The sequence below is a fragment of the Janthinobacterium sp. TB1-E2 genome (assembly GCF_036885605.1).
Classification (GTDB): Bacteria; Pseudomonadota; Gammaproteobacteria; order Burkholderiales; family Burkholderiaceae_D; genus Janthinobacterium; species Janthinobacterium aestuarii.
On the sequence record NZ_CP142523.1, the window covers coordinates 351334 to 367830 of the forward strand.

14 protein-coding genes are annotated in these 16497 nt (G+C 58.8%); 10 read left to right on the forward strand and 4 right to left on the reverse strand.

What is annotated here, in order from left to right; translation table 11 throughout:
* Positions 1-4 precede the first annotated feature (4 nt).
* From OPV09_RS01510 to OPV09_RS01530, 5 genes are all read left to right on the forward strand, one after another.
* Positions 5-901: a DUF6279 family lipoprotein gene (locus tag OPV09_RS01510; protein ID WP_072456027.1), complete on the forward strand. Its 897-nt coding sequence runs from the start codon at positions 5-7 to the stop codon at positions 899-901.
* A 69-nt stretch (positions 902-970) separates the two neighbouring features.
* Entirely contained in the window at positions 971-1630 is a 660-nt protein-coding gene (gene rsmD, locus OPV09_RS01515; protein WP_139248451.1) for a 16S rRNA (guanine(966)-N(2))-methyltransferase RsmD, read from the forward strand.
* 100 nt (positions 1631-1730) lie between these two features.
* Positions 1731-2228: a pantetheine-phosphate adenylyltransferase gene (coaD, locus tag OPV09_RS01520; RefSeq protein WP_034752633.1), complete on the forward strand. Its 498-nt coding sequence runs from the start codon at positions 1731-1733 to the stop codon at positions 2226-2228.
* A gap of 14 nt (positions 2229-2242) precedes the next feature.
* Positions 2243-2506 carry a YfhL family 4Fe-4S dicluster ferredoxin gene (locus OPV09_RS01525; RefSeq protein ID WP_070303217.1) on the forward strand — a complete coding sequence of 88 codons (264 nt, stop codon included), beginning with the start codon at positions 2243-2245 and terminating at the stop codon, positions 2504-2506.
* A gap of 112 nt (positions 2507-2618) precedes the next feature.
* Complete coding sequence (locus OPV09_RS01530; protein ID WP_070303218.1) at positions 2619-3215, forward strand: chalcone isomerase family protein; 597 nt, start codon at positions 2619-2621, stop codon at positions 3213-3215.
* A gap of 60 nt (positions 3216-3275) precedes the next feature.
* On the opposite strand, the gene OPV09_RS01535 is transcribed toward OPV09_RS01530, so the two are convergent.
* Positions 3276-3581 carry a hypothetical protein gene (locus tag OPV09_RS01535; RefSeq protein ID WP_034752641.1) on the reverse strand — a complete coding sequence of 102 codons (306 nt, stop codon included), beginning with the start codon at positions 3579-3581 and terminating at the stop codon, positions 3276-3278.
* A gap of 206 nt (positions 3582-3787) precedes the next feature.
* On the opposite strand from OPV09_RS01535, the gene OPV09_RS01540 reads away from it, so the two are divergent.
* A complete protein-coding gene (locus OPV09_RS01540; RefSeq protein ID WP_034752642.1) occupies positions 3788-4768 on the forward strand; it encodes a LysR family transcriptional regulator in 981 nt (326 codons plus the stop codon).
* Positions 4769-4819: 51 nt separating this feature from the next.
* Here the strand turns inward: OPV09_RS01540 and OPV09_RS01545 are convergent, their stop codons facing one another.
* Positions 4820-6379, reverse strand: a complete 1560-nt coding sequence (locus OPV09_RS01545; protein WP_070303219.1) for a methyl-accepting chemotaxis protein — start codon at positions 6377-6379, stop codon at positions 4820-4822.
* Positions 6380-6582: 203 nt separating this feature from the next.
* On the reverse strand, positions 6583-7038 hold the full coding sequence (locus tag OPV09_RS01550) for an Lrp/AsnC ligand binding domain-containing protein (protein WP_010393827.1): 456 nt from the start codon (positions 7036-7038) through the stop codon (positions 6583-6585).
* Between the two features lie 207 nt (positions 7039-7245).
* Between OPV09_RS01550 and putA the strand changes: the two genes are divergently transcribed.
* On the forward strand, positions 7246-10899 hold the full coding sequence (gene putA / locus OPV09_RS01555) for a trifunctional transcriptional regulator/proline dehydrogenase/L-glutamate gamma-semialdehyde dehydrogenase (protein ID WP_338680289.1): 3654 nt from the start codon (positions 7246-7248) through the stop codon (positions 10897-10899).
* 75 nt (positions 10900-10974) lie between these two features.
* On the opposite strand, the gene OPV09_RS01560 is transcribed toward putA, so the two are convergent.
* Positions 10975-11751 (reverse strand): 5'-methylthioadenosine/adenosylhomocysteine nucleosidase, encoded by a 777-nt coding sequence (locus tag OPV09_RS01560; protein WP_257620342.1) that lies wholly within the window; start codon positions 11749-11751, stop codon positions 10975-10977.
* A 1463-nt stretch (positions 11752-13214) separates the two neighbouring features.
* Here OPV09_RS01560 and OPV09_RS01565 point away from each other — a divergent pair.
* The 3 genes from OPV09_RS01565 (at position 13215) to OPV09_RS01575 (ending at position 16472) form a co-directional block, all read left to right on the forward strand.
* Positions 13215-14840: a GMC family oxidoreductase gene (locus tag OPV09_RS01565; protein WP_319991995.1), complete on the forward strand. Its 1626-nt coding sequence runs from the start codon at positions 13215-13217 to the stop codon at positions 14838-14840.
* 133 nt (positions 14841-14973) lie between these two features.
* Positions 14974-15744 (forward strand): ABC transporter ATP-binding protein, encoded by a 771-nt coding sequence (locus tag OPV09_RS01570; RefSeq protein WP_338680290.1) that lies wholly within the window; start codon positions 14974-14976, stop codon positions 15742-15744.
* Entirely contained in the window at positions 15744-16472 is a 729-nt protein-coding gene (locus tag OPV09_RS01575; RefSeq protein WP_338680291.1) for an ABC transporter ATP-binding protein, read from the forward strand. The genes OPV09_RS01570 and OPV09_RS01575 overlap by 1 nt, the downstream gene beginning before the upstream one ends.
* The last annotated feature ends 25 nt before the right edge of the window (positions 16473-16497 follow it).

The following is a 16497-nucleotide window of genomic DNA, read 5'->3' on the forward strand; positions in this document are numbered from 1 at the left end:
GAATATGAAAAAGTTTAACACGCAGGCCCCATTCTCCAGCCGCTTTCGTTACGCCGTGCTGGCCATGCTTTTCATTATCGTCGCAGGCTGCAGCGGCTTGCGCCTGGCCTACAACAATGGCGATACCGTGCTGTACTGGTGGCTGAACGCGTATGTCGACCTGGACCGCGACCAGAAAGGCTGGGTGCGCGAGGATATCGACAAGCTGTTCGACTGGCACCGCAAGACGCAATTGAAGGATTACGTGGAAATCCTGCGCACGGGCCAGAAGCAGCTGCAAGGCAATATCACGCAGGCGGACCTGATGGCCGATTACAGCGAGATCAAGCAGCGCACCCAGGCGCTGCTGCTGAAAGCGGCGCCCGAACTGGCCGACCTGGCCCGTTCGCTCAAGCCCGAGCAGATCGCGCAGATGGAAAAGAAGTTCAAGTCGAACAATGATGATTACCGCAAGAAATATCTGAGCGGCGACCAGGAGAAGCGCCAGCAACTGCGCTACAAGAAAGCCATGGAGCAATTCGAACTGTGGTTCGGCAGCTTCAGCAGCGAGCAGGAAGCCATCATCCGCAAGGCGTCCGACGCGCGTCCGCTGAACAATGAGATCTGGCTCGACGAACGCATGCGGCGCCAGCAGAATGTGTTGAACCTGGTCAAGAAGGTCCACCAGGAAAAACTCGGCAAGGACGCCACCGTGGGCTTGGTCACGACCCTGATCAAGGACAGTTTCGAGCGCCTGGAACATTCGGAGCGCAAGGCCTTCTTCGATGCCTACGAAAGCAGCACGGCGCAGATGGTCATGACGGTGATCAAGATCGCCACGCCGGCGCAAAAGACCCACGCCGTCAAGCGCATGCAGGGCTGGATCGACGATTTCAATTCCCTGGCCACGCAACCCAAATAGCGGGGCAGCGCCAGCAGGGGGGAGGGGGCCATATGCTATAGTGGCCGCCATCGAATTGAAGAAATCCCCATGCAAAAGAAGATTAAAAAACCCGCCAAAGTCCCCGTCCACCACGCGCCGCCACCGAACCAGGTGCGCATCATCGGCGGCCAGTGGAAACGCTCCGTGCTGCCTGTTTTGCAGGCACTCGGTTTGCGCCCGACACCGGACCGCGTGCGCGAAACCGTATTTAACTGGATCAATCATTTGCGCGACGGCGACTGGGCCAACGCCCAGGTGCTGGACCTGTTCGCCGGCAGCGGCGCGCTGGGCTTCGAAGCGGCCAGCCGCGGCGCCGCGTCCGTCACCATGGTCGACACGCACACGCCCGTGATCCGCCAGCTGGAAGAGAACAAGACGAAATTGCGCGCTGATAATGTCCAGCTGCTGCGCGGCGACGCCCTGCTGACGGCGCAGGGCCTGGCAGCGCGCGGCCAGCGCTTCGACCTGATCTTCCTCGATCCGCCTTACCAGCAGGATTTCCTCGCAAAAGTGCTGCCGCTGTGCGCCAATCTGCTCAAGGAAGGCGGCATGGTGTATGCCGAATCGGGCTTGCCGCTGGTCTTCGATGAAGCGAGCGCACTGGAAAAGCCGGAATGGATGGCGCCGTGGGAAGTCATCCGCGCCGACAAGGCGGGCACCGTTTATTATCATTTGCTAACTTACAACAAAGTGCCGGCAACTGCCTGAATCTGCCTATAAATGAGGCAAAAAGGCTCCCTGGCCCGAGGCGCAGCACCAATTTCAGGCATAATGCGCGTCTATATTGGTGCATCGTCAGGGAGCCGCAATGGTTGTAGCCGTTTATCCAGGAACATTCGATCCGCTCACGCGTGGTCATGAAGATTTGGTGCGCCGCGCATCGGGTCTGTTTGACAAGCTGATCGTCGGTGTGGCCGACAGCAAGAACAAGCAACCGTTTTTCTCGCTCGACGAACGCCTGGAAATCGCCAACGAAGTGCTTGGCCACTATCCGAATGTGCAAGTGGAAAGCTTTTCCGGCTTGCTCAAGGATTTCGTGCGCAAGCACGAGGCGCGTGTCATCGTGCGCGGCTTGCGCGCCGTTTCCGACTTCGAATACGAATTCCAGATGGCGGGCATGAACCGCTACCTGTTGCCCGATGTCGAAACCATGTTCCTGACGCCGTCCGACCAGTACCAGTTCATTTCGGGCACCATCGTGCGCGAAATCGCGGCACTGGGCGGCGACGTCTCCAAGTTTGTCTTCCCCTCGGTGAACCGCTGGCTGCAAAACAAGATTGCCGCCAATGCTGCCTCATCGCAATAAGTAAGAGTGAAATCATGGCATTACTGATCACCGACGAATGCATCAATTGCGACATTTGCGAGCCCGAGTGCCCGAATGACGCGATCTACATGGGCGCGGAAATCTACGAAATCGATCCCAACAAGTGCACCGAATGCGTGGGCCACTTTGACGAGCCGCAATGCCAGCAAGTGTGCCCCGTCAGCTGCATCCCCTTCAATCCCGCCTGGCGCGAAAGCCCGGAACAATTGATGGCCAAGTACGAACGCCTGCAGGCGGAACTGCCTGCCAAACCTTAAGCATTTCCCCCGCGCCACTTCTGGACCACTTCTGCGTGGCGCCAGCTTCTGCCAACTGTTCTACACTGTGTGCTGACTTATCCACAGCCCATGGTTTCCACGGAGGTAGAAGATGCAAATACGCACATCCCGTTTCGGCTGTTCCCTCACTGCCGCCTGCCTGTGCGCCTGCCTGGCACAAACGGCGCTTGCCGTCGAGGTGGGCGGCGTCAAGCTGGACGACACGGTACAGCTGGCCAGCCGCGAGTTGAAACTCAACGGCGCCGGCGTGCGCTACAAGGTCATCTTCAAGGTCTATACGATCGCGCTGTACCTGCCGGAAAAGAAAACCCAGCTGGCCGACATTTTGGCGCTGCCCGGACCGCGCCGCCTGGAAATCGTCATGCTGCGCGACATCACTTCCGACGAGCTGGGGCAAGCCTTCATGCAGGGCTTGAAGCGCAGTTCCGACCAGGCCGACCGCACGCGCCTGCTGAGCCAGACGATGCAGTTCGGCGCCATGTTCGAAATGGTACCGGGCCTGAAAAAGGGCGACATTCTCACCGTGGACTGGCTGCCGGAAGAGGGAACCTTGTGCAAACTGAACGGCAAGCAGGTGGGCGACATGGTGCCGGACCTGGCCTTTTACAATGCGCTGCTGAAAATCTGGATCGGCGCCCATCCTGCCGACACCTTGTTGCGCGCGCATTTGCTGGGCGATATGGCCTGAAGCAAAACGCGGGCGTAAAAAAAGCCGGCGCATGCCGGCTTGTCATCTGCAACAGCGAGCTTATGCGCGTGTCGACAGGGCGCGCAATTCGGCGGCGTTGCTTGGCGACACGCCATCCATCTTGCCCAAAGTGCGCTTCAAGGCTTGCGCTTCGCGCATCTGCTGGCGCGCCAGACGCTCTTCGCGGCTCAGCTTGGGACGCACCACCAGCATCATGGCGCGGGCGATCCCCACCAGCAAAGGCTTGAACAGCAGGGCGAACGCGCCCACGGCGACGATCACCAGCACGAGTTGCAGGGCGTTCAGCAGAGAAATCTCCAGCACGGGTGCGGATACTGCGTACAGGGCGGAGGCGAAGGTAGACATAGTGTTCCAGTGCATTATAGAATTTGCCAGTACTATAGTGCAGTGCAACATATAAATCTAATTCCATTTCTTGATACCAATTATATGAATCGTGAATGGAAAACTGTAATATTTTTTAACGAGTGAAAATATTCGCGCCCGGCGCGGTTTACACTCCTAAGTAATCAATTTTAAGTAATCAATTCAACTTTTATCTTGGGCTTTCCATGAGTTTTCTGACGCTGGATCTGAACTTGCTGCGTGTTTTCGACGCCGTCATGACGGAACAAAACCTGACGCGCGCAGCCGGCCACCTGGCGATGACGCAGCCGGCGGTATCAAACGCCATCAAACGCCTGCGCGAGAGCCTCGGTGACGAATTGCTGATCCGCACGGCGTATGGCGTAAAACCCACGCCCCGCGCCGAAGCACTATGGCCATCCGTGCGCTCGGCCCTGGCCAGCCTCGAAGCGGCCGTCACGCCGGAAACCTTCGACGTGTCGAAGACCCACGCCACTTTCCGCATGGCGATGGCCGATGCGACGGCCGCGTTCTGGCTGCCCTCGCTGATGCGCTCGATCGAACGGGAAGCACCGGGCGTCAACGTGCGCATGATGCCGCTGACGACGCGCGAACCGCGCCCCATGCTGCTGCGCGGCGACATCGACCTGGCCGTGGGCTTCTTTCCCGGCGTGGCAGCGCAATTGTCGAGCGAAACGGGTTCGCCCATCCGCCACGAGCGCCTGTATTCCGGCAAGTATGTGTGCGTGATGCGGCGCGGCCATCCGCTGGCCGACAAGGAATTGACTCTGGATAACTACTGCGCGGCCAACCATTTACTGGTCAGCTTTTCCGGCCGCGCACATGGTTTGATCGACGAAGCCCTGTCGCAGATCCACCGCGAACGGCGCATTTTGTTGACGGTCAACCAGTTCTTCACGGCAGGCAGAGTGGTCGCCAATTCCGACCTGATCACGGTCTTGCCGCGCCATTTGATCGCCTCGACGGGCATGACGGAGTCCCTGCTGTACAAGGATTTGCCATTGACCTTGCCGGCCGTCCACCTGGACATGCTGTGGCACGAGCGCGACGCCCGCAGCCCCGCCCATAAATGGCTGCGTAATCATCTGGAAAGCATGAACACGCCCACCCTGCGCACGGCCACGGCGGCCGGCGGCGGCGTGGCGCCCAAGCCGCATATCGAGTAAGCGTCGCCGGCACAAGAAAAAACGCCTGATGATTTCTCATCAGGCGTTTTGCTATGCGTGATTGCTGGAGCGATAACCGATCCGGAAACCGCCCCAGTGCTTGCCCTCGACGTGGATGGGCACGGACAAATCGTGCATGACTTCGCCCGTGTCGCGTTTATACGTCTGCAGCAGGAAGGCCTTGGTGTTGCTGCCGCAGCGCTTGCCCGTGCGGTCGCTGAAGATGCGCTTGGTGCGGTTATTGACCATATCGGTGGCGTAGTCGCCCGTCAGCGGCTGGGAAAACTTCTTGTTGTGCGTCGGAAAATAGCCATTGTTGTCGACGGCGCCCGCATACGCCAAATGGGGCAGGGCGGCCAGCACGCCTTCCTGCAGGTCGGGCAGCACCTTGTCCGTAAACGCGTCGAACTTCGTGTTGTGCTTGGGCGGATTGGTGTTCGGGATGGGGCGGTAGTGGCGGTCGAACAGGGCTTCGCGCGTGATGCGGCCCGATGCAATCGCTTGCTCGAACAGTTTGCCCACCTCGCGCGCGGCGCGCTGGGCCGCCTCGCGGATCTCGTCATGCGGCGTGGCCACGCTCGATTCACCGAGGGCGCCCGCGATCACTTCGGCCCGCTCGGCCAGGGCCATGGCCGACTGCGTGGCGCGCGGCAATTCGGCATTCGTCGACAGCATGCTGTCGCGGATTTGCAGGATGGCGTCGGCGATCACTTGCGTCGTGTCGACGTGTTCGCGCGAGGCGCGGGCAATTTGCCCGATCTCGTCTTCCGACTCGCCCGACGATTGCTCGATATGGCTGAGTGAGGCGTGCACGCTTTCCACGTTGCGCGCCGCTTCCGTGACACCGGCCGCCAGCGAACTCATGCCGCGCGCGGCCTTTTCCGACTGTTCATTGATTTCGCGCACCATCACGCTGATTTCATCGGAAGCTTCCTTGGTGCGCTGCGCCAATTGCCGCACTTCACCGGCCACCACGGCAAAACCGCGGCCGTGTTCGCCGGCACGGGCCGCTTCGATGGCGGCGTTCAGCGCCAGCAAATTGGTACGCGCGGAAATATCGGAAATGGCTTCCGTGAAGCCCGTGATGCGTTTGGATTTTTCCTGCAGACTCAGCATGGTGCTGGACGCACCTTGCGCTTCCTCGCGTGCCGTATTGATGCGGCGCAAGCCCTGGTCCACTTCGGCGCGCGCCGCCACGCTTTCCACACGCACGCCGGCCGCTACCTTGGCGGCCCGCTCCGCATTGGCGGCGATTTTTTCCGTCATCGCGGCATTTTGTACGGAACTGTCGGCAATATCGCTGGCCGTGCGCACGTCGAGTTCCACCTTCTGTTTGACGGAATCGACAAAATACGAGGTTTCCGCCGCGCCGATCATGATGGCGTCGATGGCATTGCCCACCGTATCGGCGAACTGGTGCAAGCCCGGTTCGCCACGCGGACGGCCGGCAAACGCCAGCAGCGCGGCGCCGATGGCGGCGGCCACGCAGGCAATCAAATAAGGATGGTCGCCGCCCGACAACAGCAGCAGATAGGCCAGGCAACAGGCGACGGCCATTGCCAGGATCGTGAATACAAAGAAACGCACCAGCTGATGCTGCAACTGCTTCATTTGTCCCCCGCTGCGCGAACCCGTCACGTCCCAGGAGGGACGTGCTGTGGCCGTATGCGGGTGGGCACGATTGCCCACCTTGCACCCTGAACACAACGTCTGCGCGTGTTTTCAGGCCGGCTACCGGATAGCAGAATTGTAGTTCTACCCTACAACATTTGTTCCGATAGCTCAATCAGAAAAACGGGACGGCTACACCAGGGTCACTTAATTGGCAATTTGGTGGTGTTTTTGACCTCTTCCATGACGGCATAAGTGTGGGTTTCCCGCACACCTTTCTGCAGCAAGGTCTTGCCCAGGAATTCGCGGTAGGCGGCCATGTCCTTGACGCGCGCCTTGACCAGGTAATCGAAACCGCCAGCGACCATATGACATTCCAGTACCTCTGGAATGATTTGTACGCTATGCTTGAAGGCGTCGAACACTTCCGGTGTCGTGCGATCGAGCACCACTTCGATGAACACCAGCAGCGACACGTCGAGCAGCTGCGGGTTCAACTGGGCCGTATAGCCCATGATGTAACCGGATTCGTGCAGCTTGCGCACGCGCTCCAGGCAGGCGGCAGGCGACAGGTTCACGCGCGCGGCCAGCTCCACATTGCTGATGCGTCCATCGCTCTGCAATTCCATCAGGATTTTCTTACTGATCTTGTCCAGCATTCCCATCACCCCCAAATTAATATTATTTGGTTAAATTGTCGCATCAAAAACTATCTATTGCTAGTCCCCTGTATTACCAGAATTAATCCATAAGAATCCCCTTTACAATCGAATCATCTTAACGTCCGACTTTCTGTATTTTTTTGCACCAAAAAAGAGCAAGAATTACGTCAGTTTTCGTCCCCTTTTTCCTTGTAAAGAGCACTTATGCACCCTGCAGGCCCCTCGGCTTTTACCCCGATTCCTTTTGCTGCGTTCCAGGCAGAAATCCTGCCCGAAGCGACTCCACAACGCGCCGCCATCACCGCCGCCTATAGGCGCGACGAGGTTTCCGCGGTGCAGTGGCTGTTGCAACAAGTGCGCCCCAGCAGCACCGAAACGACGGCCGAAGGACAAGCGCTGGCGCACCGCTTGGTCTCGAACGTGCGCCAAAAACGCACACGCGCGTCCGGCGTCGATGCACTGATGCACGAGTTCTCGCTATCGTCGGAAGAGGGTGTTGCATTAATGTGTCTGGCTGAAGCGCTGTTGCGTATACCCGACAGTCAGACGGCTGACCGTTTGATCGCCGACAAAATCAGCAAGGGTGACTGGAAGAAACACCTGGGCGAATCGCCGTCGCTGTTCGTCAACGCGGCCACCTGGGGTTTGCTGATTACGGGCAAACTGGTCAGTACCAGCAGCGAATCGGGCCTCGGTTCGGCCATGACCAAGCTCATCGCCAAAGGAGGCGAACCGCTGATCCGCAAAGGCGTCGACCTGGCCATGCGCATGCTGGGCAACCAGTTCGTGACGGGTCAAACCATCGAGGAAGCGTTGAAAAACAGCCGCGAGAATGAAACGCGCGGCTACCGTTATTCCTACGACATGCTGGGCGAGGCGGCCCTGACGCAGCAGGACGCGGCCAACTACTACGCCTCGTACGAAACGGCAATCCACGCCATCGGCAAGGCGTCGAACGGCCGCGGCATCCGCAACGGTCCCGGCATTTCCGTGAAACTGTCGGCCCTGCATGCGCGCTACAGCCGCGCCCAGAGTACCCGCGTCATGGAAGAATTGCTGCCAAAAGTCAAAGCGCTGCTGTTGCTGGCCAAACAGTACAACATCGGCTTCAACATCGATGCGGAAGAAACGGACCGCCTGGAACTGTCGCTCGACCTGATGGAAGCACTGGCTTTCGATGCGGATCTGGCCGGCTTCGACGGCATCGGCTACGTGGTGCAGGCGTATCAAAAACGCTGCCCGTTCGCCATCGATTTCCTGATCGACCTGGCGCACCGCAGCGGCCGCAAGTTCATGGTGCGCCTGGTCAAGGGCGCGTATTGGGATGCGGAAGTCAAACGCGCGCAAGTCGATGGCCAGGAAGGCTATCCCGTCTACACGCGCAAGGTCTACACGGACGTCTCTTACCTCGTGTGCGCGCAAAAACTGCTGGCCGCCAGCAGCCTGATCTATCCACAATTTGCCACGCACAACGCGCAAACCCTGTCGACCATTTATACCTGGGCGAAACGCGACGGCATCACCGACTATGAATTCCAGTGCCTGCACGGCATGGGTGAAACCCTGTACGACCAGGTCGTCGGGCCCGAGAATCTCGACAAGCCGTGCCGCATCTACGCGCCCGTCGGCTCGCATGAAACCCTGCTGGCCTATCTGGTGCGCCGCCTGCTGGAAAACGGCGCCAACTCGTCGTTCGTCAACCAGATCGTCGACGAAAGCGTGGCCATCGATAGCCTGATCCGCGATCCGCTCGAGCAGGCGCGCCTGCAGGGCGGCTTGCCGCATCCGTCGATTCCGCTGCCGCTGGACATGTTTGGCAGCGAACGCAGGAACTCGGCCGGCCTGGACCTGTCGAATGAAGATACTTTGCGCACCTTGGCCACGGGCCTGGCGCAGCAGCAGACATGGCAGGCGGCGCCGCTGATCGATGGCGCCGTCAGCCTGAATGGCCCCACGCACATGCTGCACAATCCGGCCCAGCACGACGATGTCGTGGGCAAGGTCATGGAAGCCGGCCCGGCCGACGTGGAAACGGCGCTGGCCAGCGCCAGCGCCTACGCCATGGATTGGCAAACCACGGAGCCGTCGATCCGCGCACAAGCGTTGCTGCGCGCGGCCGACCTGTTCGAGGAACACCACATCGAGCTGATGGCCCTGGCCGTGCGCGAAGCGGGCAAGTCCCTGCCGAACGCGATCGCGGAAATCCGCGAAGCCGTCGACTTCCTGCGCTACTACGCGGCGCAGGTGGAACACGCGCCAAATACCCTGGCGCTCGGTCCCGTCACCTGCATCAGCCCGTGGAACTTCCCGCTGGCCATCTTTACGGGCCAGCTGGCCGCCGCCCTGGCCGCAGGCAACGTGGTGCTGGCCAAGCCGGCCGAGCAAACGCCGCTGATCGCCCACCGCGCCGTGCAATTGCTGCACATGGCAGGCGTACCGCGCGGCGCGCTGCAATTCTTGCCCGGCAGCGGCGAAGTCGTCGGTGCCGGCCTGTGCAATGACGCACGCGTGAAAGGCGTGATTTTCACGGGCTCGACGGAAGTGGCGCAACTGATCAACCGCAACCTGGCCGCGCGCGCCGTGGCCGAAGGCATCGATATTCCCCTGATCGCCGAAACGGGTGGCCAGAATGCCCTGATCGTCGATTCGTCGGCCTTGCCGGAGCAAGTGGTGCAAGATGTGATGTCGTCCGCCTTTGACAGCGCCGGCCAGCGCTGCTCGGCCTTGCGCGTGCTGTTCCTACAAACGGAAATCGCCGACAAGACCATCCACATGCTCAAGGGCGCCATGCAGGAATTGCGCGTCGGCAATCCTGACCGCCTGGCGACCGATATCGGTCCCGTCATCGATGCGGAAGCGCAAGGTAACTTGCTGGCACACATCAACAAGATGAAAACCATGGCCATCGACCATTATTCGCTCGATTTGCCGACCGTCAAAGGCACGTTTGTCGCCCCGACCGTGTTGGAAATCAAGTCGCTGGCGCAATTGACGCAGGAAGTCTTCGGCCCCGTGCTGCACGTGATCCGCTACAAGCGCTCCGAGCTGCCGCAACTGGTGCAATCGATCAACGACAGCGGTTACGGCCTGACCCTGGGCATCCATACACGCATCGATGAAACGATCGATTTCATTACCAAGCGCGCGCACGTAGGCAATATTTATGTGAACCGCAACATCGTCGGCGCCGTCGTCGGCGTGCAGCCGTTCGGCGGCGAAGGCAAATCAGGCACCGGCCCCAAGGCGGGCGGCCCCCTGTACCTGAAACGCCTGCAGCGCAATGCGCCGGCCGGCGCGCAGCATCAACGCCAGGCGCCGCCAGCACTCGACGCGCTGACCGTGTGGGCAAAGATGCATGGCCACGACAAGGTCGAGCAACTGGCGCAGGAATACGCACGCACCACCTTGCTGGGCAGCACCACCGTCTTGCCAGGCCCGACAGGCGAGCGCAATACCCTGAGCTTTGCCGCGCGCGGCACGATTCTGTGCGCGGCAGCGACCTCGGGCACGCTGATGAACCAGCTGGCGGCCGTCCTGGCCACCGGTAACGAGGCCCTGGTGCTGGCGCAAGCGCCGGAGCTGATCCCGGGCGACTTGCCGGCCGCGCTGAAGGACCGTATCCAGATCATTACAAGCCTGGAGTCGGTCAAGCATGATTTCCAGATCGCCATGATCGAGCCCTGCCTCGATGCGCAGCTCAAACCGCTGCTGGCGGCACGGGAAGGGGCCCTGGTGGGCACCATCGCCACCACGCAGGACGGTGCCATCCCTCTGTGGCGCCTGGTCGCTGAGCGGGCGCTGTGCGTGAATACGACGGCGGCCGGTGGGAATGCCAGCCTGATGATGCTCAGTGTCTAACATGTAAGCAGGTAGTCAACGCAAAAGGGCGGAACCAGTGGTTCTGCCCTTTTTTTATGCACGCTGGATGAAAAATCAACCAGCCAGACGCTGGCACAATTGCTGGATCACCGTAAACGCATACGGCGAAGCGACGGTTTGCACGAAACGCATGAAGTCGACAGCCGCCTCTTCATTGGCGTTGTCGGAAATGGTGCGCATGACGGTAAACGGCACGCCCAGTTCAAAACACACTTGCGCCACGGCGGCGCCTTCCATTTCGACGGCCAGCAAGTCGGGGATATCTACTTTGAGCTGGTTCAGATGCGCGGCACTGCTGATGAATTGGTCGCCGCTGGCGATCAGGCCGCGGTGCACTCGCGCGTGTTGCAAGCCAAATGCCGCGATATCGGCCGCCTTGAGCACGCTGGACACATCGTCACGCAGGAAATCTTCCGCGGCGCCAGCCAGTTGCGTGCTCAGTTCCAGGTCCGTGGCAAAGCGCTGCAAGCCCGTCAGCGGCACTTCAAAGCGGGGAAACAAAGGGCGAGCGTCCATATCGTGCTGCAACAGCGCTTCAGCCACCACGATATCGCCCACTTTCACGCGTTTATCCCCACTGCCGGCCACGCCCGTGAAGACGATGTGGGTAACTCCGTACTTTTCCACAAGGATAGAAGCTGTCATGGCAGCGGCAACCTTGCCCAGACGCGACAGGACGCACACAGCGTCGATATTCCACAAGGTTCCCAGGGTGTAGTCGCGCATGCCGTGCGAATGCCTCTGGGGGCCTTGCATGGCTTCTACCAGCCCCTGCTGTTCTTCGTACAAGGCACTGATGATGCCTAAACGCATTTTTTTATGTGTATGCATGCTGTTTTTACAGGTTTTTGGGATTGCAAAACGGTTTACATGGTGAAAACAGCCGTTTCGGCGACTTTTCCACCGTTCGCGTTTGTCTCTGTGTTTTAAATAAAGATGTATACATAAAAATAGTAGTGATAGTAAACGGCCATTTTTTTGTGGATAAGTCGGTATACCATCGAAAAATCATCGACTTAGCGCACAAAAAAGTAGGCGCACAAGCATTGTATCCACGGAGGACTTGTTTGGGATAAAAATTGGCTTGTGGACAAAGATCGACTTTTCCCACATCTCATCCTGTGGATATGCAGGCACTTATCCACACCAGTACGCAAAAATCGCGTTTTTCTTGCTGTAGTGGCATGTTTAACGTGTTTCGTTGGCATAGGCCCATGTCTGCCAATCAACAGTGAGCGGGCACGAGCGTTGTTCTTTCACCGACGTGAGCGTCCAGTTGATTCCTGGAAGACGGTTTGGCAGTGGGTCGCGATGTCGCCGTTAGCTTTTTTTTTTGACGGTTTGGCGTGCCTTTTGGAAATATCCCCGGACTTCCGCTTTTTTTGTCGGTTTACAATAGATCTATATATAAAAATAGTAGTAATAGTAAACGCGTTTTTTTCTGTGGATAAGTCGCTTTTTTTCAACAGGATCAATCGTTTACACGCAAAATAAAGCGTGCATAATCGCTGTATCACGCGAGGAGCAAAATTGTATAAAATGCTGGCCTGTGCAAAAGTTCGTGTTTACGCACAAGTCATCCTGTGGATATCAAGTGACTTATCCACAATCGTTTCAAATTTCCCCTTTTTTCGACATCGAACCGTCTGCTGGCACTGTGCCTGCTCAGGTCTGTTGACGTTTCCATTTTGAAAAACGGTTTGGCAGTGCTGTGTGCGTGATGCCGGCCGTGGCGGTTTTCGTCGCTCAGTTGTCGGCTCGATTTTTTTTGTCAGCCAACGCCGCTGCCCGGCTTTTTTTTGAAGACAGGCTTGCGGAGGTTCGCTAAGGCGTAGGGCAGGCAAAGCGTGCGCTGTCGGGTTTACCTTAACAAGTTCGTATACAAGAATAGTAATAGTAGTTAACGGCGGCATCTTCTGTGGATAAGTCCTGATTTATCCTTGTAAACAATCGCTTGGCGTGCGGATAAGCGCTGAGTAAGGGTTGTATCTGCCTGGGACGGTTTCTGGACAAAAAAAGCCGCTGAAAAAATTTTTCGTTTACACACATATCGTACCTGTGGATATCCATACGGTTATCCACAGCTTGCCGCCCCTGGTTTGATGCTTTTTTACCTTGCCGTAACGCTTGTTCGTATCCCAGGCAACGATTAATGTCGCCCTGGTTCGGCACTGGTGGTAATCTCAAGGCGGCTCAGCAGCCATGCATGCATGAAGAAAGACAGACTCTGGTAGCGGAACGCGGTGGGGAGACATGCCGCGTGACAGCTTGATGGCATACCGAAAGGAGCTTCATTGGAATCGGCAGGCGAATACGACTACATCATCGTGGGCGGCGGCACGGCAGGTTGCGTGCTGGCCAACCGGCTCACACGCGACAAGGATGCCAATGTTTTGCTCGTGGAAGCAGGCGGCAAGGACGATTACGTGTGGATCCACATCCCCGTCGGCTATCTGCATTGCATCGGCAATCCCCGCACGGACTGGCTGTATTCCACGCAGGCGGACGCGGGACTGGGCGGGCGCAGCCTGATCTATCCACGCGGAAAGGTGCTCGGCGGCAGTTCTTCCATCAACGGCATGATCTATATGCGGGGCCAGGCCGGCGATTACGACCACTGGGCCGACCTGACGGACGACGCTTCCTGGCGCTGGGACAAGGTCTTGCCGCTATTTAAGCAAAGCGAGGATTATTACGGCGGCGCTTCGGAAAACCATGGCGTGGGCGGCGAGTGGCGCGTGGAAAAACAGCGGCTGTCATGGGATATCCTGAACGCGTTCCGCGATGCGGCGCAGCAAGTCGGCATCCCGAAAACCAGCGATTTCAATGGCGGCGACAATAGCGGCAGCGCGTATTTCGACGTCAACCAGCGCCGCGGCATCCGCTGGAATACCTCGAAAGCATTTTTGAAACCGGCATCGCGCCGCCCGAATCTGACCATCATGACGGGCTGCCACGTGGAACGCCTGTTGCTTGAGACTTCGGAGTCCGGACCCCGTTGCACGGGCATCGTGTTTACGGGCGGCGGCACGCAGTGGCAGGCGACGGCCAAGCGGGAAACCTTGCTGACGGCGGGCGCAATCGGCTCGCCGCAATTGCTGCAATTGTCCGGCATCGGCCCGGCCGCCTTGCTGCAGCAGCATGGCATCGCGCCCGTGCTGGACGCTCCTGGCGTGGGCGGCAATTTGCAGGACCACCTGCAGCTGCGCATGGTCTTTAAAGTCCAGGGCGTGAAAACGCTGAACATCATGGCGGGCAATATGCTGGGCAAGATGCAGATCGGCTTGCAATATGCGTTGTTTCAGAGCGGGCCCATGTCGATGGCGCCATCACAGTTGGGGGCGTTCGCCAAATCCGATCCGCAGCAAGCCACGCCGAACCTGCAATACCACGTGCAGCCCTTGTCGCTCGACAAATTCGGCGAACCCTTGCACGCGTTTCCCGCGTTTACGGCCAGCGTCTGCAATCTGCGTCCCACGTCGCGTGGCCACGTGCAGATCGCATCGGCCGACAGCTATGCGGCGCCAAAGATCGTTCCCAATTACCTCAGTACCGAGCAGGACCGCAGCGTGGCGGCCGACGCCTTGCGCCTGACGCGGACCATCGCCGCAGCGCCGGCCCTGAAAAAATTTGCGCCGGAAGAATACAAGCCTGGCGTGCAATTCCAGAGCCAGGAAGAACTGGCGCAGGCGGCCAGCCAGATCGGCACCACCATCTTCCACCCGGTGGGCACTTGCCGCATGGGACTGGCCAGCGAGGCCTCAAGCGTGGTCGACAGCCAGTTGCGCGTGATCGGCGTGGCGGGCTTGCGCGTCGTCGATGCCTCGATCATGCCGTACATTACTTCTGGTAACACGAACTCGCCCACGGTGATGATCGCGGAAAAAGCGGCGCAAATGATACATGCGGCCTGGAAATAGCGGGGCAAACGTGCGAGTTTGCGCCATTCGGGCTGGCGAAAAATCCCCGTAGTTATACTGTATTGTGCGTTAAATTTAAGTTGTGTATTATAAAAATGACTAAGTAGTACAAAAAGTACAACTAGGAGACACGATGTCAAACGTAATCTTGGAAACAAGAAATTTGACCAAGGAATTCAAGGGTTTCACCGCTGTGAGCGACGTGAACCTGAAGGTAGAGCGCGGCCATATCCACGCCTTGATCGGTCCTAACGGTGCCGGCAAGACCACGTGTTTTAACTTGCTCACCAAATTCCTGGTCCCCACTTCCGGACAGATCCTGTTCAATGGGAAAGATATCACGGCCGCCAAACCGGCCCAGATCGCGCGCATGGGCGTGATCCGTTCCTTCCAGATTTCCGCCGTCTTCCCCCATTTATCCGTGCTGCAGAATGTGCGTATCGGCTTGCAGCGCCAGCTCGGTACCTCGTTCCACTTCTGGCAAAGCGAACGCGCATTGAACCAGCTCAACGACCGTGCCATGGCCTTGCTGGCCGAGGTCGACCTGACGGAGTTTGCCGATACCATCACGGTCGACATGCCGTACGGGCGCAAGCGGGCGCTGGAAATTGCCACGACCCTGGCGATGGAACCGGAAATGATGCTGCTCGACGAACCCACGCAAGGCATGGGCCACGAAGACGTGCACCGCGTGACGGAGCTGATTAAAAAAGTGTCGGCTGGCCGCACGATTTTGATGGTGGAACACAATATGAGCGTGGTTTCCGGCATTTGCGACAAGATTTCCGTCCTGCAGCGCGGCGCCATGCTGGCCGAAGGCAGTTATGCGGAAGTGTCGCGCAATCCGCACGTGATGGAAGCGTACATGGGCACCACCCACGCGGAACTGGAAGGGGCGCATTGATGGCGACACAAGTGAATGGCGGCGCACCCGCGCTGGAAATTACGCAACTGCACACCTGGTATGGCGAATCGCACATCCTGCACGACGTGAACCTGAAAGTGGCGCAGGGCGAAGTGGTCACTTTGCTGGGCCGCAACGGCGCCGGCCGCACGACCACCTTGCGCGCCATCATGGGGCTGACGGGCGCGCGCACGGGCTCCATCAAAGTCAACGGCGTCGAAGCGATAGGTTTGGCTACGCACAAAATCGCCCACCTGGGCATCGGGTATTGTCCCGAAGAGCGCGGTATTTTTTCCTCGCTGTCGACCGAGGAAAACCTGCTGCTGCCGCCGACCCTGGCCAGCGGCGAGAAGGGCATGTCGGTGGAGGAAATCTACGCCATGTTCCCGAACTTGCAGGAACGCCGGCATAGCCAGGGCACGCGCCTGTCGGGCGGGGAACAGCAGATGCTGGCCGTGGCGCGCATCCTGCGCACGGGCGCGCGTTTGCTGCTGCTCGATGAAATTTCCGAAGGCCTGGCGCCCGTCATCGTGCAAGGGCTGGCGCGCATGATCACCACCCTGAAAGCGAAGGGCTACACCATTGTCATGGTGGAACAGAATTTCCGGTTTGCCGCGCCGCTGGCGGACCGGTTTTATGTGATGGAGCACGGTCAGATCGTCGAGACTTTTGCTGCATCCGAACTGGAGGTCAAGATGCCGGTATTGACCGAGCTGCTTGGCGTGTAGTCCCCATGTAGTGCGTTTTACTCGT